The 21,442-nt window shown below is 68.3% G+C and carries 22 protein-coding genes; 6 read left to right on the forward strand and 16 right to left on the reverse strand.

All coding sequences use genetic code 11. The annotated features are described in order from the left end of the window. The first annotated feature begins 4 nt into the window (after nucleotides 1-4). On the forward strand, nucleotides 5-1,111 hold the full coding sequence (locus tag AC4GYU_RS07250; protein WP_491086220.1) for a penicillin-binding protein activator: 1,107 nt from the start codon (nucleotides 5-7) through the stop codon (nucleotides 1,109-1,111). An 88-nt stretch (nucleotides 1,112-1,199) separates the two neighbouring features. Then, complete coding sequence (locus AC4GYU_RS07255) at nucleotides 1,200-1,508, forward strand: hypothetical protein (RefSeq protein ID WP_491086221.1); 309 nt, start codon at nucleotides 1,200-1,202, stop codon at nucleotides 1,506-1,508. Here AC4GYU_RS07255 and hemW read toward each other — a convergent pair. Genes hemW through rph form a run of 3 tightly spaced genes read right to left on the reverse strand, consistent with a single transcriptional unit; the run spans nucleotide 1,475 to nucleotide 3,941 of the window. After that, nucleotides 1,475-2,641, reverse strand: a complete 1,167-nt coding sequence (gene hemW, locus AC4GYU_RS07260; RefSeq protein WP_491086222.1) for a radical SAM family heme chaperone HemW — start codon at nucleotides 2,639-2,641, stop codon at nucleotides 1,475-1,477. The two genes, AC4GYU_RS07255 and hemW, sit on opposite strands and share 34 nt — an antisense overlap. Then, nucleotides 2,626-3,234, reverse strand: a complete 609-nt coding sequence (gene rdgB, locus AC4GYU_RS07265) for an RdgB/HAM1 family non-canonical purine NTP pyrophosphatase (protein ID WP_491086223.1) — start codon at nucleotides 3,232-3,234, stop codon at nucleotides 2,626-2,628. The genes hemW and rdgB overlap by 16 nt, the downstream gene beginning before the upstream one ends. After that, nucleotides 3,231-3,941, reverse strand: a complete 711-nt coding sequence (gene rph, locus AC4GYU_RS07270) for a ribonuclease PH (protein WP_491086224.1) — start codon at nucleotides 3,939-3,941, stop codon at nucleotides 3,231-3,233. Before rph ends, rdgB begins: the two co-directional genes overlap by 4 nt. A 132-nt stretch (nucleotides 3,942-4,073) precedes the next feature. On the opposite strand from rph, the gene hrcA reads away from it, so the two are divergent. Together hrcA and grpE are read left to right on the forward strand one after the other, a co-directional pair. After that, nucleotides 4,074-5,105 (forward strand): heat-inducible transcriptional repressor HrcA, encoded by a 1,032-nt coding sequence (hrcA, locus tag AC4GYU_RS07275; RefSeq protein ID WP_491086225.1) that lies wholly within the window; start codon nucleotides 4,074-4,076, stop codon nucleotides 5,103-5,105. A gap of 2 nt (nucleotides 5,106-5,107) precedes the next feature. Then, nucleotides 5,108-5,644, forward strand: coding sequence for a nucleotide exchange factor GrpE (gene grpE / locus AC4GYU_RS07280; RefSeq protein WP_491086226.1), 537 nt, complete (start codon nucleotides 5,108-5,110; stop codon nucleotides 5,642-5,644). A gap of 71 nt (nucleotides 5,645-5,715) precedes the next feature. Here grpE and AC4GYU_RS07285 read toward each other — a convergent pair whose 3' ends face one another. The 3 genes from AC4GYU_RS07285 to AC4GYU_RS07295 form a co-directional block, all read right to left on the reverse strand. Continuing rightward, entirely contained in the window at nucleotides 5,716-6,975 is a 1,260-nt protein-coding gene (locus AC4GYU_RS07285; RefSeq protein ID WP_491086227.1) for an FAD-dependent oxidoreductase, read from the reverse strand. After that, on the reverse strand, nucleotides 6,972-9,563 hold the full coding sequence (locus AC4GYU_RS07290) for a TonB-dependent receptor (protein ID WP_491086228.1): 2,592 nt from the start codon (nucleotides 9,561-9,563) through the stop codon (nucleotides 6,972-6,974). Before AC4GYU_RS07290 ends, AC4GYU_RS07285 begins: the two co-directional genes overlap by 4 nt. A gap of 120 nt (nucleotides 9,564-9,683) precedes the next feature. Continuing rightward, a complete protein-coding gene (locus tag AC4GYU_RS07295) occupies nucleotides 9,684-10,154 on the reverse strand; it encodes a vgr related protein (RefSeq protein ID WP_491086229.1) in 471 nt (156 codons plus the stop codon). A gap of 83 nt (nucleotides 10,155-10,237) precedes the next feature. Here AC4GYU_RS07295 and AC4GYU_RS07300 point away from each other — a divergent pair, with 83 nt between their 5' ends. After that, nucleotides 10,238-10,474, forward strand: coding sequence for an acyl carrier protein (locus AC4GYU_RS07300; RefSeq protein WP_029940227.1), 237 nt, complete (start codon nucleotides 10,238-10,240; stop codon nucleotides 10,472-10,474). A 75-nt stretch (nucleotides 10,475-10,549) separates the two neighbouring features. Next, entirely contained in the window at nucleotides 10,550-11,809 is a 1,260-nt protein-coding gene (gene fabF / locus AC4GYU_RS07305; RefSeq protein WP_491086230.1) for a beta-ketoacyl-ACP synthase II, read from the forward strand. A gap of 79 nt (nucleotides 11,810-11,888) precedes the next feature. On the opposite strand, the gene mltG is transcribed toward fabF, so the two are convergent. The 10 genes from mltG to AC4GYU_RS07355 form a co-directional block, all read right to left on the reverse strand. Further along, the gene (gene mltG, locus AC4GYU_RS07310) at nucleotides 11,889-12,851 is read right to left on the reverse strand and encodes an endolytic transglycosylase MltG (protein ID WP_491086231.1); all 963 of its coding nucleotides are present in this window, start codon (nucleotides 12,849-12,851) and stop codon (nucleotides 11,889-11,891) included. After that, nucleotides 12,852-13,073, reverse strand: a complete 222-nt coding sequence (locus tag AC4GYU_RS07315; protein WP_491086232.1) for an SH3 domain-containing protein — start codon at nucleotides 13,071-13,073, stop codon at nucleotides 12,852-12,854. It lies immediately after the preceding gene. An 85-nt stretch (nucleotides 13,074-13,158) separates the two neighbouring features. Beyond that, on the reverse strand, nucleotides 13,159-13,542 hold the full coding sequence (locus AC4GYU_RS07320; protein WP_491086233.1) for a MarR family transcriptional regulator: 384 nt from the start codon (nucleotides 13,540-13,542) through the stop codon (nucleotides 13,159-13,161). Between the two features lie 96 nt (nucleotides 13,543-13,638). After that, nucleotides 13,639-15,042 carry a leucyl aminopeptidase family protein gene (locus tag AC4GYU_RS07325; protein WP_491086234.1) on the reverse strand — a complete coding sequence of 468 codons (1,404 nt, stop codon included), beginning with the start codon at nucleotides 15,040-15,042 and terminating at the stop codon, nucleotides 13,639-13,641. 14 nt (nucleotides 15,043-15,056) lie between these two features. After that, the gene (gene rimO, locus AC4GYU_RS07330) at nucleotides 15,057-16,421 is read right to left on the reverse strand and encodes a 30S ribosomal protein S12 methylthiotransferase RimO (RefSeq protein ID WP_491086235.1); all 1,365 of its coding nucleotides are present in this window, start codon (nucleotides 16,419-16,421) and stop codon (nucleotides 15,057-15,059) included. A 178-nt stretch (nucleotides 16,422-16,599) separates the two neighbouring features. Further along, entirely contained in the window at nucleotides 16,600-17,169 is a 570-nt protein-coding gene (locus tag AC4GYU_RS07335) for a DUF3833 family protein (RefSeq protein ID WP_491086236.1), read from the reverse strand. A gap of 19 nt (nucleotides 17,170-17,188) precedes the next feature. Continuing rightward, the gene (gene acs, locus AC4GYU_RS07340; protein WP_491086237.1) at nucleotides 17,189-19,075 is read right to left on the reverse strand and encodes an acetate--CoA ligase; all 1,887 of its coding nucleotides are present in this window, start codon (nucleotides 19,073-19,075) and stop codon (nucleotides 17,189-17,191) included. A 10-nt stretch (nucleotides 19,076-19,085) separates the two neighbouring features. After that, the gene (locus AC4GYU_RS07345; RefSeq protein ID WP_491086238.1) at nucleotides 19,086-20,135 is read right to left on the reverse strand and encodes an NAD(P)-dependent alcohol dehydrogenase; all 1,050 of its coding nucleotides are present in this window, start codon (nucleotides 20,133-20,135) and stop codon (nucleotides 19,086-19,088) included. A 5-nt stretch (nucleotides 20,136-20,140) separates the two neighbouring features. Further along, entirely contained in the window at nucleotides 20,141-20,980 is an 840-nt protein-coding gene (locus tag AC4GYU_RS07350; RefSeq protein ID WP_491086239.1) for an HpcH/HpaI aldolase/citrate lyase family protein, read from the reverse strand. After that, the gene (locus tag AC4GYU_RS07355; protein WP_491086240.1) at nucleotides 20,977-21,432 is read right to left on the reverse strand and encodes a MaoC family dehydratase; all 456 of its coding nucleotides are present in this window, start codon (nucleotides 21,430-21,432) and stop codon (nucleotides 20,977-20,979) included. The genes AC4GYU_RS07350 and AC4GYU_RS07355 overlap by 4 nt, the downstream gene beginning before the upstream one ends. Nucleotides 21,433-21,442 lie beyond the last annotated feature (10 nt).

A 21,442-nucleotide genomic window follows, 5' to 3' on the forward strand; every position in this document is an offset into this window, starting at 1 on the left:
GGTCATGGCATCCTCACACCGTTCGGCACAAGGCCGGCGTCATTTTCTGGTTGCAACGGTCGCTGCCGCCTTGCTTGCCGGCTGCGCGACGGGACCGTCCTCGCGCCCAGGCCCCGGACAGGGGAAGACCAACCGCGTCGCGCTGCTGGTGCCGTTGAGCGGCCCGGATGCGGCGGTGGGACGCGCGATCGGCAATGCCGCCCGGCTGGCGATGTTCGATACCAAGAGCACCGCCTTCGAAATGACTTTGTTCGACACGGCCGAAGGCGGCGCAGCGGCCGCCGCGGCGCGGGCTCTGGGGCAGGGAAACGACCTCATCCTCGGCCCGCTCCTTGCCGATGACGTCCGCGCGGTGTCTCCCGTCGCCCAGCGCGCGCGGGTTCCTGTCATCGCCTTCAGCAACGACGTCAGCGCCGCAGCGCAAGGCACCTACATCCTCGGCTTCACGCCCAGCCAGGCCGTCGACCGGGTCGTTGCGCATGCCGCCGCCTCGGGTGCCCGGCGCTTTGCGGCAGTCGTGCCTGCCAATACCTACGGTCAGCGTTCGGCGCAGGCGCTGTCTGCCGCCGTCCAGCGTGCCGGCGGACAGGTTGCTGGCATCGAGACCTATGCGACCCCGCAGGCTGCACGCGCTGCCGCAGCGCGCCTTTCCAGCCGCCCCTATGACGCGGTGCTGCTTGCCGACGGCGGCCGGATCGCGGCGCTCGCCGCTCCCGCGGTCCGCCCCGGTGCGCGCATCCTTGGTACCGAATTATGGGCCTCGACCGAACTCGGCGGTACCGCCCGCATGCGCGGGGCCTGGTATGCCGCGCCGACGCAGGGTCGGTGGACCCAGTTCGTCCAGCGCTACCGGGCGCGGTACGGCGGCGCGACCCCGCCGCGCATCGCGAGCCTCGGCTATGACGCGGTGCTGCTAAGCGTCCGCGCCGCGCGCAACTGGCCCGCCGGTCGCCGCTTCCCGCTCGGCGCGATCGACGATCGCGAGGGCTTCGACGGGGTCGACGGCATCTTCCGCTTCCGCTCGGACAATGTCGCCCAGCGCGCTTTCGAGGTCCGTCAGGTGACCGCCAGCGGATCGACCGTCGTCTCGCCCGCGCCGACCCAGTTCTGAGCCCCCGAACGACCGCGAAAAAGGGCTAGCCAAGGCCCTTCTCGAGAGTCATCCTGCCCTCACAATAACTTGAGGGGAGCTTGAGGGGATGCTCACGTTGTTGTTCGTAATGGCCGCCGCCGCGGCACCGGCCGATGGCTCGGCCCAGCGCAAGGAATTCGTCGGCTGTCTTCGCACCGTGGTCACTAAGGCCAAGGACGAGAAGAAGTCGGCGGCCGACTTCGCGCCGATGGCCAAGGCGACATGCGCGGCGCAGATGGACACGTTCAAGTCGGCGCTGGTCGCGATCGACGTCCGTAACGGGCGCCCGCGCAAGCCGGCCGAAAGCGACGCCGAATCGCAGATCAGCGACTATGTCGCAAGCTATGCGGAGCGGGTGACGGCCGAAGGCGGCTGATCCGCCGCGACCATTCCAAGGATCGTATCGAGGAGCAGGCGGCCCGCCGCGGTCGTCCGGAGCCGCTTGCCTGCCCATTCGAGGTGACCGGACCCGACCAGCGCCGCCACCTTATCCTCGTCGATCACCGTCGGCAGCCCGAAGCGGGCCGCGATGGCGGAGGGATCGATCCCTTCAGCCAGCCTCAGGCCCATCACCAGCGCCTCGTCGGCGGCCTCGACCGGGCTGAGCGGCGCTTCCTCGACCATCCCGTGCCCGTTGCGGGCGAGGCCTGACAGGAAATTCTCGGGCTTGCGATGCCGCACCGTGCGAAGCCCCAGCCTGCGGCCATGCGCTCCGGGCCCGACCCCGACATAATCCCGGTAGCGCCAGTAGGTCAGGTTGTGGCGGCTCTCCTCGCCCGGCCGCGCGTGATTGCTGATCTCGTAGGCGGGAAGACCGGCCTCCTCCGTCATTGCGGCGGTCATCTCGAACAGGTCGGCCGCCGCATCGGCGTCGAGCGGCTCGAGCTTCCCCGCGGCATGAAGCGCCGCGAACCGCGTGCCCGGCTCGATCGTCAGCTGGTAAAGCGACAGATGCCCGGTGCCGAACCCGAGCGCCCGCCCGAGCATCGCCTGCCACGCCGCCGCGCTCTGCCCCGGCAGGGCATAGATGAGATCGAAGGTCACCCGCCCGAAATGGCGCTGCGCCACCTCGAGCGCGGCCAGTCCCTCGTCGACGCCGTGGGCCCGGCCCAGGAAGGCCAGCGCCTGGTCGTCCAGCGATTGCAGGCCGAGGCTGACCCGATTGACCCCAGCCGATGCAAGATCGGCGAACCGCGCCGCTTCGACGGACGAAGGATTGGCCTCCAGCGTCACCTCGAGGTCGTCCGCCGCCGGCCAGGCCTCGCAAGCCGCGGCGATCAGCGCCTCGGCCGTCGCCGGGTCCATCAGCGAGGGCGTGCCGCCGCCGAAGAAGATGCTCGTCAGCCGCCGCCCAGGGAGCAGCCGCGCTTCATGCGCCAGGTCGGCGAGCAGGGCCTTGCGCCAAGCCTGCTGGTCGATCGAATCGCGAACGTGGCTATTGAAGTCGCAATAGGGGCATTTGCTGACGCAGAACGGCCAGTGGATGTAGAGGGCTAGCTCTTCAGCCATCCGACCAGCTGCTCGAACGCCTTGGCGCGGTGGCTCATGGCGTGCTTCGCCTCGGGGTCCATCTCGCCGAAGGTTTCCTCATGGCCGTGCGGCACGAAGACGGGATCATAGCCGAAGCCATTCTCCCCGCGCGGAGGCCAGACGAGGTGGCCAAAGACCTTGCCCTCGAAGCTCTCGGTGCGGCCGTCGGGCCAGGCGAGGGTGAGGGCGCAGGTGAAATGCGCGTCGCGGCCAGCCTCGGGTCCGGCGTCGGCGAGGGCCCGTTCGACCCGCTCCATCGCAAAACCGAAGTCGCGCTTGCCGCTCTCATCCTCGGCCCAGCGGGCCGAGTGGATCCCGGGCTCGCCGTGGAGCGCATCGACGCTGAGGCCGCTGTCGTCGGACAGAGCGGGGAGGCCGGTCTGGTCGGCGGCGGCGCGGGCCTTCAATTCGGCATTGGCGACGAAGCTGGTGCCGGTCTCCTCGGGCTCGGGGAGGTCGAGCTCGGCCGCGCCGACGCACTCGATCCCGAACGGGGCGACGAGCGCGCGAATCTCGCGCAGCTTGCCTTCATTGTGCGTCGCGATGACGAGGCGAGGCCCGACCGCGTTCACCGGCCGGTAGCCTTGCGCTGCGCCTCGAAGATCTGGTCGCAGCCGATCCGCGCGAGGCGGAGGAGGCGCAGCAGGCCCTCTTCGTCGAAGGTCGCGCCCTCGGCAGTCAGCTGCGCTTCGCAGATGGCGCCGTCGGAGGTGAGGACGAAATTGCCGTCGCTGCCCGCGTTGGAATCCTCGAGATAGTCGAGGTCGAGCACGGCGGTGCCGTCGTGGAAGCCGCAGCTTACCGCCGCGACCTGCCGCTGGAGCGGGTCGGCCGAGAGCTTGCCCATGATCCCGTCAATCGCGAGGCGGAGCGCGACCCAGGCGCCGGAGATCGCCGCGGTGCGGGTGCCGCCGTCGGCCTGGATGACGTCGCAGTCGAGGACGATCTGGCGCTCGCCGAGAAGGCTAAGGTCGGTGACGGCGCGCAGGGAGCGGCCGATCAGGCGCTGGATTTCCTGGGTGCGGCCCGACTGCTTGCCCTTGGCCGCTTCACGCGCGCCGCGGGTGTGGGTCGCGCGCGGCAGCATGCCATATTCGGCGGTGACCCAGCCCTGACCCTTGCCGCGCAGGAAAGGCGGGACCTTCTCATCGAGGCTGGCCGTCACCAGCACGCGCGTCTCGCCGAAGCTGACGAGGCACGAACCTTCGGCATGCTTGGTGAAGCCGGGTTCGAACGAAAGCGTGCGCATCTGGTCGGGGGCGCGGCCGCTGGGGCGCATGGGTCTGATCTCCTGGTGATGATTTGGCACGCCCTTACCCGTTAGTGCCGCGCGAAGTCGAGGCACGGCCCCGCCCAGTCGCCAAAGACGATCGCAATTGAGCGGGACGGCGAGGGCCACTACATCGCGCTCATGCAGCCGCCTCTTCCCGAACTGACCGACCGCATGCGCGCGATCTTCGGGACGGTGGTCGAGGCCTATCTCCAGCGCGGCAGCCCGGTCGGGTCGAAGAGCCTCGTCGGAACGATCAATCTTTCTCCCGCTTCGATCCGCTCGGTCCTCGCCGAGCTCGAGGATCGCGGGCTCCTCACCCATCCCCACACCTCCGCCGGGCGCGTGCCTACCGAAAGCGGGCTCCGGCTGTTCGTTGACGGGATCATGCAGACGCACCTGCCAAGCGCCGAAGAGCGCGCCGCGATCGAGGCGCAGGTCAGCAATCGTCCGCTCGACGAGGCGCTCGCCAGTGCGATCGGCGCGCTCTCGGGCCTGTCGGCCTGCGCCGGCGTCGTCGTCTCGCCCAAGATAGAGCGGCGGCTTCGCCAGCTTGCCTTCGTGCCGCTGGGGCAGGGGCAGGCACTGGCCGTCCTCGTCGGCGAGGACGGCAATGTCGAGAATCGCGTCGTCGACCTTCCGCCGGGCACCACTGCCCCGGCGCTGGCCGAGGTCGCCAATTACGTCACCGCCCGGCTCTCCGGCCTGACGCTCGGCGAGGCCGAAGCGCGGCTCCGGCAGGAGATCAACGAGCATCGCGCCGCGCTCGACCGGGCCGCCGCCGAACTGGTCGCGACCGGGCTCGCCGAATGGCGCGACGACGGGCCCTCGCGGCCGGTGCTGATCGTCCGCGGGCAGGCCAATCTCCTCGATGAAGCCGCTGCCGCCGATCTCGAACGCGTCCGCCGCCTGCTCGACGAACTTGAGGATCGGCAGGAAATCGTCCGGCTCCTCGAAAGCGCCCGGGAGGGCGAGGGCTGCCGCATCTTCATTGGCTCCGAGAACCGCATGTTCGCGCTCTCGGGCTCGAGCGTCATCGCCGCTCCCTATCGCGGGAGCGAAGGCAAGGTGGTTGGCGTTGTAGGGGTGATCGGGCCGACGCGGTTGAACTATGCGCGGATCGTTCCCATGGTGGATTATACGGCGCAAGCACTCACGAGATTGATGGGATAGGAATGAACAAGCTTCACGACGAGGCCGAGGAAATCCGCGCGGAGACGGCGGAGAACAGCCCCGAATTGCAGGAACATGACCAGCTCGCCGAGCTCCAGAAGAAGCTGGAGGAGGCTGAACAGAAGTCGCTCTACGCCGCCGCCGAGGTGCAGAATGTCCGCCGCCGCGCCGAGCAGGAGCGCGCGCAGGCCGTGACCTACGCCAACACCGGCTTTGCCCGCGACATGCTGAGCGTGAAGGACAATCTCGACCGCGCGCTGGCGCACATTCCCGCCGGCGCCCGCGAGGGAGAGCTCAAGAATTTCATCGAGGGCATTGAGGCCACCGCCCGCGAGCTCGACGCCGTGTTCGGCCGCAACGGGGTCAGCCGGGTCGAAGCGAAGGGCCTGCCGCTCGATCCCAACCGCCACCAGGCGATGATCGAGATCGTCTCGGATGCCGAGCCGGGCACCGTGGTCGAGGAGATGCAGGCCGGCTACGTTCTCAAGGACCGCCTGCTTCGTCCGGCGCTCGTCGGCGTCGCCAAGAAGGCCGACTGACCGGATCCCCGGCGACGGCCGGGGGTCACTCCCTCGTCAGTCCGAGGCGCGCCTGCTTTGCGCAGGCCGCCTCAGATGACCTCGCGCTTCTGAACGCGGCCCTTCGTCGCAAGGCTGAACCGGGCGTCCGGGCTCTTCCCCTCCAGCGCCAGTTCGGCCGCGATCCGGCCGACCTCGGGGCCGTGCTTGAAGCCGTGCCCCGATCCGCCGCCAACAAGGACGACGTTGCCGACCTGCGGGTGGCGATCGATCAGGAAGTCGCCGTTCGAGCTATTCTCATATTGGCAGACTTCCGCCGTCGCGAGCGGCGCCCCGCGCAGTCCCGGAAAACGGCGATCGCGGAAGGCGATCACTTCGGCCAGCGCGGCGTCGGTGAACCGCCGGTCCTGCCGATCGGGATCGACATCGGCCCCATGCGCGTCGTGCGCGAACTTCACCCCTTTGCCCTCCAGGTCTGGGAAACCATAGTAAACGTCCCCGCCATTGAAGTCCGCCCAGCCCGGCATCAGGCCGGGTTGGTAGTCGAGACTTCCGGCAGGGGGCGCGAAGGTGAAGACCTCCTGCCGTGTCGCAACGATCCGCCCGCCGAGAAGCGCGGGAAACAGTTTCGGCAACCATGGCCCGCAGGCGAAGACGAACAGGTCGGCCTCGATCGCGGCACCCGCAGCATTGCGGACGTGGCTCAGCCGCGCGCTTCCTTCCGCGGGCGGGACGATCGCCATCGTCTGCTGGATCCCGCCGTCGCGGGCGAAGCGCTCGACGAGCGTCTGCACCGCACGGCGGGCCATCAGCGCGCCGAACCGCGCTTCGAACATTCCCGCCGTGACCCCGGCGAAATCGATCATCGGAAAGCGCCGCGCCATGTCGGCGGCGGTCATGGCGACGGTGTCGAGGCCGAGCGCCCGATGCACCCGGAGGCTGTCGGCAAGATAGGGATTGTCGCCCTGGAAGAAGAACAGGACGCCATGGTCGTGCAGGATCGGCAGACCGGAAACAGAGCTGAGCTTGCGCCATTCCCCTAGGCTCGCGAGCGCCATGCGGGCGTAGATCGCGTCCTTGCCGTAGCCGGCGCGGGTCATTCGCGATTCGCCGCCCGAGCTCGCCCGGCTGTGCGCGGGGCTCCAGGCGTCGACCAGCGTGACGCGCGCGCCGCGGCGGCGAAGCTGCTCGGCGGTCCATGTGCCGAAGACACCCGCACCGATGACCGCCACCCGCAGGGCCGAACCCAGGCTTCGCGCTCGGACAAGCGCTGGCCCCGAAACGGCAGCGCCGCCCGCTCCGAGGAGGAGCGAGCGGCGCGTTACCGTGACCTCATGGTCCTTCTCGCTCATCCCCGCTCGGGTGCCGGCGGCGGCGGCGGAGGCGGCGGCGGCGCGACCGGGCAGGCATCCGTCGCGAGAATCACCGACCCGTCGCTGCAGGTCTGCGTGGCCGGCGGCGGCGGGGGAGGCGGCGGCGGCGGAGGCGGCGGGGGCGGCGGCGCAGCCTCTTCTTCCCGGCCCGACTGGAACTTCCACCGCAGAGTCACGCCCATTTCGCGCGGGCGCCCGATATTGTAGCCGAGCCGCGCCCGGCCGCCGCGTTCGCGGTCGAACGACAGCAGCGCATTCTCGTCGAACAGATTGTTGACGTAGACCTGCACGCCGAGCCCGTTGTCGAAGTCGATCCCGCCCGACAGGTTGACGAGGTCATAGTGCGGCAGCCGCAGGTCGACGACCGTCGCCCCGGTCCCGGTCGCGCCGTTGAACGGAAGGCCCGAGATGAAGGTCCGCGGGTTGTTCTCCTGGTCGGCGGGCTGGGTGTAGCGGTTGCCGACCCGCTGCCAGCTCGCACTGACGAACCATTCGGCATTGTCGCTGAGGCGGGTGCCGTAGGTCGCCGAGGTCGCGAACTGATATTTGGGCACGCTCGGCAGGCGATTGCCGTTGCGGATGCCCGTCGCGCCGGCGAGCACGCCCGGGAGGGTCGTGTCGAACTCGGCTTCGACGAGGCTCCCGGCAAAGCTCAGGTCGAGACCCCGCATCGGCCGGATGTTGAGCTCGGCCTCGACACCCTTGGTGTGCGCCTTGTCGACGTTGAACACGATCCGGCTCGAGCAGCTCCCCGCATCGAGCGTGACCTGGAGGTCCTTGATGTCGGTGTAGAAGCCCGCCGCGTTGAAGGTGATCGGGCCCTTGCTGTACTTGACCCCGGCTTCGTAGTTCCAGAGCGTCTCGTCGTCGTAATTCTGGAAGCCGCCGAACAGCGCCGCGTCGCTCGGGCTGCACAGCGGCAGGTTGAGCGGATCGTTGACCCCGCCGAGACGGAAGCCCTTCGCCGCCTGCACGTTGACCGACAGATTGCGGTTCGGTTCCCAGGTCAGGATGGCGCGCGGACTAAAGCCGTTCGAGCTGGTCCGGTCGTCGAGCCGGCGGTCGCCGTTCGAGAAGAGACCGCCCGAGATGAAGTCGCGGCTTTCGCTAAAGTCATAATAGCGCCCGCCCGCGGTCAGCTTCACCTGCCCGAAGTCATAGCTCGCTTCGCCGAACACCGCCTTCTGCTCGATGTCGTAGGGCAGGTCGGAATTATAGGGCGAATTGGCCGGGAAGCCGTTGGCCGTCGCAGCAGCCGTTCCAGCGCCCAGGGTCGCATCGGTGAAGGCGTCATAGCCCGGGGTGGGCAGGCGCTGCTTATACTCGCGATCGACGCTCGAATAGAAACCGCCGATCACCCACTGGAACGGCCCGGTGCCGGTCGAGCTGGCGCGGATTTCTTGGCTCCACTGACCAAGCTTGGTCGTGTCGCGAAGGTTCGACGGCAGGTTCACCGCCGCGGTCGGGTAGCCGAGATCGACCGACACCGATCCCGTCAGTGCCGACGCGTCGCGGCTGACCAGGATCTCGCGGTCGATGTAGCTGGTGATCGAGGTCAGCTCGACCGGGCCGACGTCGACCGATGCGGTCAGGTCGAAGAGGTTGGTCTTGTCCGAGAATTTCTCGCGCAGCAGCAGATATTGCTCGCGCTCGTCGAAGGTCCGCGACGGCGTCGTGAACCGGTTCGAATAGAGATTGAAGATCTCCTGCCGGTTGAAGCCGTCGGCCTCGACCTTCTGCAGCACGTAGCGCGGGGTGATCTTCACGAAGGGCGAGGGCTGCCACAGCAGCGACAGGCGCATGCCGGCGCGCTTCCCGTCGTTGACGTCCTTGCCGGCCGCCGGGCCGACGGCGTCAACGAAGCCCGCATATTTGGTGTAGTAGCCTACCGCGCGGAGCGACACGGTGTCGCTGATCGCGGCATTGACCATGCCCTTGAAATGACCGCCATTGCCGCCGTCGGTCAGCGTGTTGAGGTTGGCTTCGACCATTCCCTCGTTGACGCCGATCTTGGGCTGATTGGTGATGTAGCGGATGGTGCCGCCGACACTGCCTGATCCGAACAGTGTGCCCTGCGGCCCGCGCAGGGTCTCGACGCGGTTGAGGTCGAACAGGTCGAAGTCGGGCGTGAACAACGACAGCGAGACGACGCTCTCGTCGAGATAAACGCCGACCTGCTCCTTCACGCCCGGCTGGTCACGGACGATCTGCCCGGCCGACACGCCGCGGACGCTCACCTGGCTTTGCCCCGGACCGAGGTTCTGCACCTGGAGGCCGGCAACGTTGCGACTGATGTCCTCGATCGATCGGGCATTGGCGCGCTGGATGTCTTCCTGCGTTTGCGCATTGATCGAGAAGGGGACGTCCTGCACCGTCGAGGCGCGCTTGGTCGCGGTGACGACGATGTCGCCGAGCGTCCGCTCGTCCTCGTCCGGCGAGGGATCGGCGACGGTCGAGGTGGCCGCCTGCGCCACGCTCTCCTGCGTGGTCTGCGCCGCGGCTGGAACCGCGACCGCGAAGACGGCGGCGCTTGCGAGCAGGCTACGATTGATCAAGGTAAGGCGCATAATCTTCCCCCACAAATCGTTGTGAAGAGAAACTAACCTTCAATCGCGGCCGCACGAAAGCCTTCGCGCGCCAATTTGATTACTTCAGCGCAACGGTGTTGCAGAAGCGCGACAGGCGATTCAGGCCTCGCGAAATGGCAGAATTGCCTCGATGTCAGCAAGTTGTGCGCCGCTGACCAGCCGCAAGCCGCGGCGCTGGAGAAACGCGTGCCGGACGAGTTCGGCCTGCTGTTCGAGTCCATAGCGGAGGAAAGGCCGGCCCTCGCGATACTGATAGGCATAGCGGCAGAAGGGATGCCGCATCAGCGGCAGGTAGAAGCGGCCGCTCCGCTGCGCCTGCCAGACATGCGTCATCTCGTGCATAAAGAGGCCTTGGAGGCTCCAGTCGGCGGCGCTGAAATCCGCTCGCCAGTTTTCGTCCTCGGGGTGGAAGTGGATGTTGCCGGTCGGCGCCATCACGATGCCCTTGGGCTGGAATGGCCACCATTTGCCCCGCACGAGCCGCACCCGCGAATAGTCGATCCCGTCACCGAACAGGGAACGGGCCATCGCGATTTCGCCCGGGGTGAGCGCGCGCTCGGTCCGGCTCATCAACTCGGTCCTCCCTGAAACTCTTGGCAAGCGATTGGCGCCTCGCTAACGCGTTGGCCAAATACACACAGGAAGGGAAGACTATGAGCGAGACTGCTGAGCGGGTGAAGAAGATCGTCGTCGAGCACCTCGGCGTCGAAGCCGAGAAGGTGACCGAGGAAGCGAGCTTCATCGACGACCTGGGCGCGGACAGCCTCGACATCGTCGAGCTGGTCATGGCGTTCGAAGAGGAATTCGGCGTCGAGATCCCCGACGATGCGGCCGAGAAGATCACGACCGTCAAGGACGCGATCGACTATATCGATCAGCACCAGGGCTGAGCCAGAACCGACGAACTGTTGGCAGACCACAGGCTCGGCACCTTGCCGGGCCTGTTCTGCGTTAAGGAGATTGCGATGCGGCGTGTTGTCGTCACCGGACTTGGACTCGTCACCCCGCTGGGGGCCGACGTCGAGACCAGCTGGCGCAATATCCTTGCGTCAAAGAGCGGGGCGGGGCCGATCACCCGCTTCGACACGTCCGACCAGAAGTGCACCATCGCCTGCGAGGTGAAGCCCGCCGGTCACGAGTGGGGCTTCGATCCGGGCAAGCGCGTCGATCACAAGATCCAGCGCCAGGTCGATCCGTTCATTGTCTACGGCCTCGATGCCGCCGGCCAGGCGCTCGAGGATGCCGGCCTCACCGACATGATTGAAGAGATGAAGCTGCGTGCCGGCACGTCGATCGGCAGCGGCATCGGCGGACTCCCGGGAATCGAGAGCGAGAGCCTCGTCCTTCATGAGAAGGGCCCGGGCCGCGTCAGCCCGCACTTCGTGCACGGCCGCCTGATCAACCTCATTTCGGGCCAGGTCTCCATCAAATATGGCCTGATGGGCCCCAACCATGCGGTCGTCACGGCTTGCTCGACCGGCGCCCATTCCATCGGCGACGCCGCGCGGATGATCCGCGACGACGATGCCGACATCATGCTCGCCGGCGGCGCCGAATCGACCATCTGCCCGATTGGCATCGCCGGTTTCGCCCAGGCACGGGCGCTCGCCACCTCGTTCAACGACCGGCCCGAACAGGCCAGCCGGCCCTATGACAAGGACCGCGATGGCTTCGTCATGGGCGAGGGCGCGGGCGTCGTGGTGCTCGAGGAATATGAGCATGCCAAGGCACGCGGCGCGAAGATCTATGCCGAAGTCGTCGGCTACGGCCTGTCGGGCGACGCCTATCACGTGACGGCTCCGCACCCCGAGGGTCGCGGCGCCGAGAACGCCATGCGCATGGCGCTCCGCAAGGCCGGCCTCGGGCCGGGCGACATCGACTATGTCAACGCCCACGGCACCTCGACCATGGCCGACACGATCGAGCTGGCGGCTGTGAAGCGAGTCCTCGGCGACGACCTCGGCGGCGCGTCGATGAGCAGCACCAAGTCGGCGATCGGGCACCTGCTCGGCGGCGCCGGCGCGGTCGAGGCGATCTTCTGCATCCTCGCGATCCGCGACCAGATCGTCCCGCCGACGCTCAACCTCGATACGCCGGACGAGGGCACCGAGGGCGTCGATCTCGTCCCCCACGTGGCGCGCGAGCGGCCGGTGCGGGCGGTGCTGAACAACAGCTTCGGCTTCGGCGGCACCAATGCCAGCCTGGTGATGAAGGCCGTCGACTGATCGCGCCCCTGCGATGCAGGGGCCAGTTACAGTCTCGCGCTGACAGGTTGAGGCCGTCCCTGCCGAAGCAGGGGCGGCCTTACATTTCTCCGCGTGCCTTGCGGATGGCGAACCACTTGCGGACGTTGGCATTATGCTCGTCCAGTGTTGCCGCGAAGACGTGCCCGCCCGTGCCGTCGGCCACGAAATAGAGATATTTGTGCGGCTCGGGATCGAGCACCGCGGCGATGCTGTCGCGGCCGGGATTGGCGATCGGGCCGGCCGGCAGCCCTGCCCGGCGATAGGTGTTGTAGCCGGTGTCGGCATTGAGCTCGGAGCGAAGGATTCGGCGGCCGAGCGGCTTGCCCTTGGTCACCGGATAGATGACCGTCGGATCCGCATCGAGCTTCATCCCGATCTTCAGCCGGTTGCAGTAGACGCCGGCCACCGCGCGCCGCTCGGACGGCTTGCCAGTCTCCTTCTCGACGATCGAGGCGAGGATGATCGCCTGCTCTGGCGTCGCGACCGGGCAGCTGCCGATTTTCCTCTCGGGCCACAGCGCCGCCAGCGCTTTGTCCATCGCGGCGGTCATCCGCCCGGCCACGGCGGCCCGGCTCTCGCCTTTCTGGAAGCTGTAGCTGTCGGGCAGGACCTTCCCTTCGCCCGGCAGCGGCGCGTCGCCGGTGAGGTCGGGAAGGGCGGCGAGCTTCTCCTGAACGAGGATGCTCGGCATGCCTTCGGGAATGGCCACCAGCCGCTGGACCGGCTGGCCGTGCTGGAGGATGTCGAGGAGGGCCGCGTTGCTGGTGCCCGCGGGAATGTCGAACTCGCCGGCCTGGATGCCGTCCTTCGATCCCAGGAGCCGGGCGAAGAGGCGGTAGGTCGTGCAATTGCCGCTGATCAGCCCCTTGCGTTCAAGGCCCGGGCAGAGGCTGGTAAGCGTCGCGCCTTCCTCGACGGTGATCGTCGTGTCCTTGGCCGCGCCGCCCGACCACCAGAGGAGGGTGGGGGCCGCCAGCGCTGCGCCGACGGCGAGGATCAGGAGGACCAGCAGCCGCTTCATTCAGGCAAGCTTCTGCGCGCGCACATAGCCGACGCGTTCACCCGCATAGCCCCAGGCCCAATCGCCGCGCTTGTCGAGGATCCGCATCTCGGACCCGGCCTCGAGCTGCCCAAGCACCTCAGAGCCCTCGTCCGCCGCCGCGTGGAGCGTCGCTGGCTGTTCGAGAGCGACCGGGAGCGGGACCGCATAATGCGAGGCGATCACCGTCCCCGCCAGCGCCACATCGGCGAGGTCCTGCCGGTAGGCATGGGTGCGTGGGTCGGGGTGGCTGGAGGGGCCGGCGAGCGGATAACCGCCCGGCGGCGTGTCAGCGATGGGCGTGAGCGAGCTGGCCGAGGGCCGGCCGGCGTTCGGAGTCGCGGTCTCCGCCGCGTTCGCTGCCCCGGATATTGCGTTTGAACCCTTCAAGAAATTCCGCCCCGCTGCTGGTCCGGACGACGAACACGTTGCGGCGGTCGTCCTGGTCTCGTTCGCGGCGCAGATAGCCGAGCGCACCCAGCGTGTTCAAGGCACGGGTCACGACGGGTTTGGAAACACCGAGGACTCGGGCAAGTCCTCGTACGGTATGCGGGCCCGGCGTCAGATAGACGATCATCAGCAGGGCCATCTGGCGGTTGGTCAAATCGGGTTCTCCCGATCGGACATAACCGACCAGGGCCCTCATCCACCCGCTTAGCGAAGCATCGCTCATTGGCCTGGAAACTCCTCGCCTGCTTAGCGTGACCGGTTAACCGGCGAGGAACAGAAATGTTGCGCTGGCGAGTCGCGTTTCTCGAAAAAACGATTGCTACTTACGACGATAGCGGCCCGCGAGCGCGGCATGGACGGCCCGCAAACCGAGCGCCTCGCCGCCCTTCGGCCGCCCCGGACGCGGTGCCGGGCGCCAGGCGAACGTGTCGAGATGCGCCCACTTCGCGCCCTCAGGGACGAACCGGCGAAGGAAGAGCGCGGCGGTGATCGTTCCCGCAAATGGCGAATCTGCGCTGTTGCTGAGGTCGGCGAGGTCGCTCTTGAGCATCTCGTCATAGCCGTCCCACAGCGGCAGCCGCCACAGCGGATCGCCGAGCTCGGTGCCGGCCGCGAGCATCTCGGCGGCAAGATCGTCGTCGTTGCTGAAGGTCGCCGGGAGGTCGGGACCGAGCGCGACCCGCGCCGCGCCCGTCAGCGTCGCGAAATCGACCACCATCTCGGGCTTCTCCTCGCCCGCCCGGGTCAGGGCGTCGCCGAGGACGAGGCGCCCTTCGGCATCGGTATTGTCGATCTCGACCTTGAGCCCGGCGCGGCTGACCAGAACGTCGCCCGGCCGGAAGGCGCCGCCCGAGACGGCATTCTCGACCGCAGGGATGAGGAGGTGGAGGCGGACGGGCCAGCGCTCGGCGACGATCAGCCGGGCCAGCGCGAAAGCGTGGGCAGCACCGCCCATGTCCTTCTTCATCAGCCGCATGCCCGCAGCGGGCTTGAGGTCGAGGCCGCCGCTGTCGAACACCACGCCCTTGCCGATGATGGCGATGTGCGGATGCGACGGATCGCCCCAGCGCGCCTCGATTAGCCGCGGCGCACGGGCCGGAGTGGCGGCGGCGCCGACGGCGTGGATCATCGGAAAGCCCTGCTCGAGGGCGTCACCCTTGGTGACCTCGACCTCGACCCCGGCGGAGGAGGCCCACTGGCGCACCTCGCGCTCGAGCTCGGCCGGACCGAGGTCACCGGCGGGCGTGTCGACGAGGTCGCGGACGAGGGCGGTCGCCTCGGCCAGCCGGACCATCTCCTCGATCCGCGCCGGTTCGGGGCTCAGCAGGACGCGAGGGCCAACGGCGGGCTCGGGCTTGCTCTTGAAGCGGGTAAGACGATGCTGGGCGAGCAGCCAGCCAAGCGCGGCGGTGCCGGGAAGGACGTCGCCCGCGATCCGGTAGCTGCCCTCGGGCAGGCGGTCGGCGGCCGCGGCGAGGCACCAGGGGGTGAGCGCCGACAGCTTGCCGACCCCGACCAGCACCTCGACCTCGTCGCCAGCGCCGTTGCCGGGGATGACGAGCAGCTGGCCGGCCTTGGCCTCGAACCGCCCCGCCTCGATCAGCGCGCGGCGGGTGCCGGCATGGGCCTTCAGCCATTCGGGGAAGAGCTGCGCGTCGATCAGGTGGAGCGGACGCGCCGCCTCGCCACGGTCAGGTCGGAGGAGAGCGGCAAAATCGGTCATCCTGCCGCTCTAGCCTATTCGTGCCCGACGGGAACACCGAAGAGGTCGTGCTCGTCGGCTTCCTCGACCGTCACCCGGACGATGTCGCCGGCAACGAGATGGCCAGCGTCGCGCAGGTGGACCTCGCCGTCGATCTCGGGCGCGTCGGCCTTCGAGCGGCCGGTCGCGCCACCGCTGTCGGGATCGACCGCGTCGATGATGACGTCGATGTCGCTGCCGACCTTGGCGGCGAGCTTCTCGGCCGAGATGCGCGCGGTCAGCTCCATCACCCTGCGGTAGCGCTCTTCCTTGACCTCTTCCGGCACGTGGCCGGGAAGGTCGTTGGCAGGAGCGCCCTCGACGGGCTCGAAACGGAAGGCGCCGACGCGGTCGAGCCGGGCTTCGGCGAGCCACTGGAGGAGATATTCGAAATCCTCCTCGGTCTCGCCGGGGAAGCCGACGACGAAGGAGGAGCGGATGGCGATGTCGGGCACGTCGCGGCGCCACTGGACCAGCCGCTCGAGGACGCGGGCCTCGTTGGCGGGGCGGCGCATCGCCTTCAGCACCTTGGGGCTGGCGTGCTGGAAGGGAATGTCGAGATAGGGGAGGACCAGCCCCTCGGCCATCAGCGGCATGACCCGGTCGACGTGCGGATAGGGATAGACGTAGTGGAGCCTGACCCACGGCTTCGACCCGTCGGGCGCCCGCAATTCGCCGAGCGCCTTGGCGAGGTCGGTCATGTGGGCACGGACCTCGCCGCCCTTCCACGGCCAGGCGGCGTGCTTGAGGTCGAGGCCGTAGGCGCTGGTGTCCTGGCTGATGACCAGCAGCTCCTTGGTCCCCTGCGCCAAGAGCTTCTCGCCTTCGCGGAGGATGGCGTCGGGACGGCGGCTGACGAGGTCGCCGCGGATCTGCGGGATGATGCAGAAGGCGCAGCGGTGATTGCAGCCCTCGGAAATCTTCAGATAGCTGTAGTGGCGCGGGGTCAGCTTGAGGTTGGGCGTCGCGCTGGGGACGAGGTCCAGATAGGGCGAGCGCGGCGCGGGCGCGGCCTCGTGGACCGCGGCGACGACATCCTCATAGGCGTGGGCGCCGGTGATCGCGAGGACGTTGGGGAAGCGCTCGCGGATGACCTCGGCCTCGCGGCCCATGCAGCCGGTGACGATGACCCGGCCATTCTCGGCCAGCGCCTCGCCGATCGCCTCGAGGCTTTCTTCCTTGGCGCTGTCGAGGAAGCCGCAGGTGTTGACCAGCACGACGTCGGCGCCCTGATAGTCGGGGCTCATCTGATAGCCGTCCGAACGGAGCTGGCCGAGGATGCGCTCGGAATCGACGAGGTTCTTGGGGCAGCCCAAGGAAACCATGCCGACGCGCGGCGGGGTGGGAAGAACAGTAGCCATGGCGGAAGTGGCGGGCGGTTAACGGAAAAAAGCGGCGAAAGCTAGGCGGCGCGTTCGGCGATGCGCGGCGAAGTTGACGAAGTTGACATAGTCCGCGGTCCGATCGTCACGCTCCTTCCCCTTACCGGAGCCCGATAAATGCGCTCCGATGACGGCAAACAGCCAATCAGTCGAAATCCTACTTTGCAAGGGGCTTGCGGATGGTCTCCTCGAGGACCGCGACGCGGATCCCGAACTTGAAGGCGGTGAGCCGGTTGAGCACGGTCCGGCCGTCGGCCTGGAGGGCGAGCTCCTGGTGGATGCGGATCCCGCCCGGCGTGACGTAGCCGATCATCGCGCGCGGGCCGCTGGTCTCGACCGTCACCATGCCCTTGGCGTCGGTCAGGGTGGAGAGGTAGCCGTTCGGGAGCCTCCGAATGGTCCACAGCCGGGTGCGCTCCTTCTTGTCGCCTTCCTTGATGCGCTGGGTGAGCGTCAGCGTGTCGCCGCGCAGCACGCCTTCGCTGCGGACGGTCACCCGCGCGGACTTGCCGACAATGGGGTCGAGGATGCCGGTGCCGCTGGTCGGGCCGGTGAAGAAGGCGATCGGGTCGAGGGGGGCAGGGCCGGCGGGAAGGTCGGCGGCGTTGGCGCAGGCGGAGAGGAGGAGGAGGGCAAGAACGCCGCTCCCCTTCAGGGGAGCTGGCAGCGAAGCTGACTGAGGGGTCGGGGCCGCGGGGCCAAACCCCTCCGTCGCCTGCGGCGACACCTCCCCTGAAGGGGAGGGGCTAGGCTGCACGACCCGCCACCAGTTGATCCACCACCCCGGGATCGGCGAGGGTCGAGGTGTCCCCGAGCTGTTCCAATTGGCCTTCGGCGATCTTGCGGAGGATCCGTCGCATGATCTTGCCCGAGCGGGTCTTGGGGAGGCCGGGGGCGAACTGGATGCATTCGGGGACGGCGAGGGCGCCGATATGCTTGCGCACTTCGGCGTTGAGCTCGCCGAGCAGGGCGTCGCTGCCCGCCTCGCCGGCGTTCAGGGTGACGAAGGCGTGGATGCCCTGGCCCTTGAGGTCGTGCGGCGCGGCGACGACCGCGGCTTCGGCGACGAGCGGGTGGGCGACCAGCGCGCTCTCGACCTCGGCGGTGCCGATGCGGTGGCCCGAGACATTGATCACGTCATCGACCCGGCCGGTGATCCAATAGTCGCCGTCGGCGTCGCGGCGGCAGCCGTCGCCGGTGAAGTAGAGGCCGGGGTAGGTGGTGAAATAGGTGTCGATGAAGCGTTGGGGATCGCCCCAGACCGTCCGCATCTGCCCGGGCCAGGAGGTGCGGAGGCAGAGATTGCCGCTGACATCGTCGCCGTGGATCTCGCGGCCCTCGGTGTCGACCAGCAGCGGCGTGATGCCGGGCAGCGGGCGGGTCGCGCTGCCGGGCTTCATCGAGGTGGCGTCGGGAAGCGGGGTCATCAGCACGCCCCCGGTCTCGGTCTGCCACCAGGTGTCGACCACCGGCAGCCGGCCGTCGCCGACGACGTCATGATACCAGCGCCAGGCTTCGGGATTGATCGGCTCGCCGACGGTGCCGAGGAGGCGAAGGCTGTCGCGGCGATGCCGTTTCACCGGCGCATCGCCCTCGCGCATCAGCGCGCGGATGGCGGTGGGGGCGGTGTAGAGGATGGTGACTCCGAGTCGGTCGATCGTCTCCCACAGGCGCGAGGCGTCGGGGTAGGTGGGGACACCGTCGAACATGACCGTCGGGACGCCGTGGAGGAGCGGCGCGTAGAGGGTGTAGCTGTGGCCCGTGACCCAGCCGATGTCGGCAGTGCACCAGAAGAGGTCATCTGCGCGGGGCTCGAACACCCAGTCGAAGGTGGTCGCGATCCAGGTGGCGTAGCCGCCGGTGGTGTGGACGACGCCCTTGGGCTTTCCGGTCGAGCCCGAGGTGTAGAGGATGAAGAGCGGGTCTTCCGCCGCCATCGGCTCGGCCGGGCAGTCGGGCGAGAGGCGGTCCTGATGGTCCTCCCAGCGCAGGTCGCGGCCGTCTGCCATGGGCACGTCGGCGCCGGTGCGGGTGACCATGACCACCGTCTCGACGATCGGGGCCATTTCGCAGGCGGCATCGACATTGGCCTTGAGCGGAATGGGCTTGCCGCCGCGGACGCCCTGGTCGGCGGTGACGATGAGCCTTGCGCCGCAATCCTCGATCCGGCCGGCGAGGCTTTCGGGGCTGAAGCCGCCGAACACCACCGAATGGACCGCGCCGATACGGGCGCAGGCGAGCATCGCCGCCGCTGCCTCGGGCATGTTGGGCATGTAGATGATGACCCGGTCGCCCTTGGCGATGCCGCGCTCCTTGAGGAGGTTGGCGAAGCGGCCGGTGAGCGCATGGAGCTCGGCATAGGTGATGGCGTGGCCGGCGCCGGGCTCGTCGGGCTCGAAGACGAGGGCGGGCTGGTCGGCGCGGGCGGGAAGGTGCCGGTCGAGGCAGTTGGCGGCGAGGTTGAGGACCCCGTCCTCATACCAGCGGATGTGGAAGCTGCCCGCGTCGAACGACCAGTCGCCGGCCTTGGTCGGGAAGCGATCCCAGTCGAGCCGCCGTGCCTGTTCCAGCCAGAAGGCCGAAGGATCGGCCGCATGGGCCTGATGGAGGGCGGCAAGCTCGACTGGGGTCATGGGACGCCTGTTACTCCTGTTCGGCCATGTCGATCACGAAGCGGTAGCGAACGTCGTTCTTGAGCAGGCGCTCATAGGCTTCGTTGACCTGTTCGATGCCGATATGCTCGGTCTCGGGATAGATGTCGTGGCGCGCGCAGAAGTCGAGCATCTCCTGCGTCTCGGGAATGCCGCCGATGGCCGAGCCGCCGACCGCGCGGTTCCAGAAGATGAGGTTGGCGCCGACAAAGCCCGGCATCGGGGTCAGCGCGCCGACGATCACCATCCGGCCCGACCGGCCGAGCAACTGGAGATAGCCGTCGATCTCGTGGCTGACGGGGATGGTGTTGAGGATGAAGTCGAAGCGGGTCGCCGCAGCCTTCATCTGCTCCTTGTCGGTCGAGATGATCACGTCATGCGCGCCGAGGCGGCGGGCGTCCTCGCCCTTCTCGGGCGTGGTGGTGATCATGGTGACGTGGGCGCCCATGGCGGCGGCGAGCTTGACGCCCATGTGGCCGAGCCCGCCGAGCCCGACGACCGCGACCTTGGTGCCTTCGCCGACATTATACTGGCGGAGCGGCGAATAGGTGGTGATCCCGGCGCAGAGCAGGGGAGCGACGCGCTTCACGTCCATGCCGTCCGGCACCTTGCAGACGAAATGGTCGCGGACGACGATATGGTCGGAATAGCCGCCCTTGGTCACCGTCCCGTCGTGGCGGTCCTTGCTGTTGTAGGTCTGGGTAGCGCCTTCGCGGCAGAAGATCTCCCAGCCTTCGAGGCACTGATCGCACTGCATGCAGCTGTCGACCATGCAGCCGACCGCGACCGTGTCGCCGACCTTGTGCTTGGTAACCTCGGGGCCGACCTCGGTGACGGTTCCGACGATCTCGTGGCCGGGGACGACCGGGTAGCGGCTTCCGCCCCAGTCGTTGCGGCAGGTGTGGAGGTCGGAGTGGCAGATCCCCGAATGGGTGATCCGGATCGCGACATCGTTGGGACGGAGGTCGCGGCGTTCGAACTCCATGGCGCGAAGCGGCTGGTCGGCGGCGTCGGTGCCCCAGCCCTTGGCGGTGGTCGGCATGTGTTTCAGTCTCCTGCGCGGTCCAGCACTCGCTGGGCCTGGATGAGGTGGGGTTTGTCGACCATTCGGCCGTTCACGCTCAACACGCCAGCCGAGGGTTCGGCGGCAAAGGCTTCAACGATCGAACGCGCATGAAGGATCTGTTCGTCGGTCGGGGTGAAGGCCTCGTTGATCGGACCGACCTGCGCGGGGTGGATGGCGAGCTTGCCGGTGAAGCCGTCGCGGGCCGCGTCGAGCGCCTCGTCGATGAGGCCGGGCTCGTCGCGGAAGTCGGCGAACACCCCGTCGACCGGCTGGACCCCGGCGGCGCTGGCCCCGGCGAGGCAGAGCGTCCGGGCGAGCTGGTAGGGGAAGGTGAGGCGGCCCTTGCCGTCGAGCTTGGAGGCGGCGCCCAAGGCGGCGGAAAGGTCCTCGGCGCCCCAGCTCATCGCGGCGAGCGGCGATGACTTGATGTCGCAGTAGGAGAGGAGGCCGAACAAGGAGGCGGCGGTCTCGGTGACGATGGCGTGGAGCGGGATGTTGCCCGTGCGATGCTGCAGCTCGACGATGTCGGCGCCGCTCTCGGCCTTGGGGAGGACGAGGCCGTGGATGTCGGCGGAGCCGAGCAGTTCGAGGTCGAGCCGGTGCTCCTCCGTGCGCAGGGGATTGATCCGGACCCACCATTGCGGGCCGCCGCTGCGCGCGGGAAGGCCTTTGAGGGTGTCGCGGGCGCGGCTCTTCTCGGTCGGCGCGACGCTGTCCTCGAGGTCGAAGATGATCGCGTCGGCCTCGGATTCGAGCGCCTTGGCAATCTTCTTGTCGCTGTCGGCGGGGACGAACAGCCAGGAGCGGGGCTGGCGGCTCATGCGGCGGGTCGCTTCTGGATGAGGGCGGTGCGCTTCATCGTGCAGACGGTCTGGCCGCGCTGGTTGATCGCGCGGTGCGCCCAGGTGACGAGCCCGGCGGTGGGGCGCGAATTGCTTGGCCGTGCGCCGATGCACTCGCTTTCGAAATGGAGCGTGTCGCCGATGAAGACGGGGCTCGGCAGGCGGACCTCGTCGAAGCCCATGTTGGCGACGAGCACGCCTTCGGTCGTGTCGCTGACCGAGGCGCCGACCAGCAGCGAGAAGGTGAAGCAGCTGTTGACGAGGATCCGGCCGAACTCGGTCTCGGCGGCGGCCTCGGCGTCGAGGTGCAGCGGCTGCGGATTGTGGGTCAGCGTCGAGATCAGCAGATTGTCGGTCTCGGTGACGGTGCGGCGGAGGGCATGGGCGACGGTCTGGCCGACTTCCCATTCCTCGAAATAGCGTCCGGGCATGGCGGAGGCT

Source organism: Sphingomonas sp. SP2, from assembly GCF_058313385.1.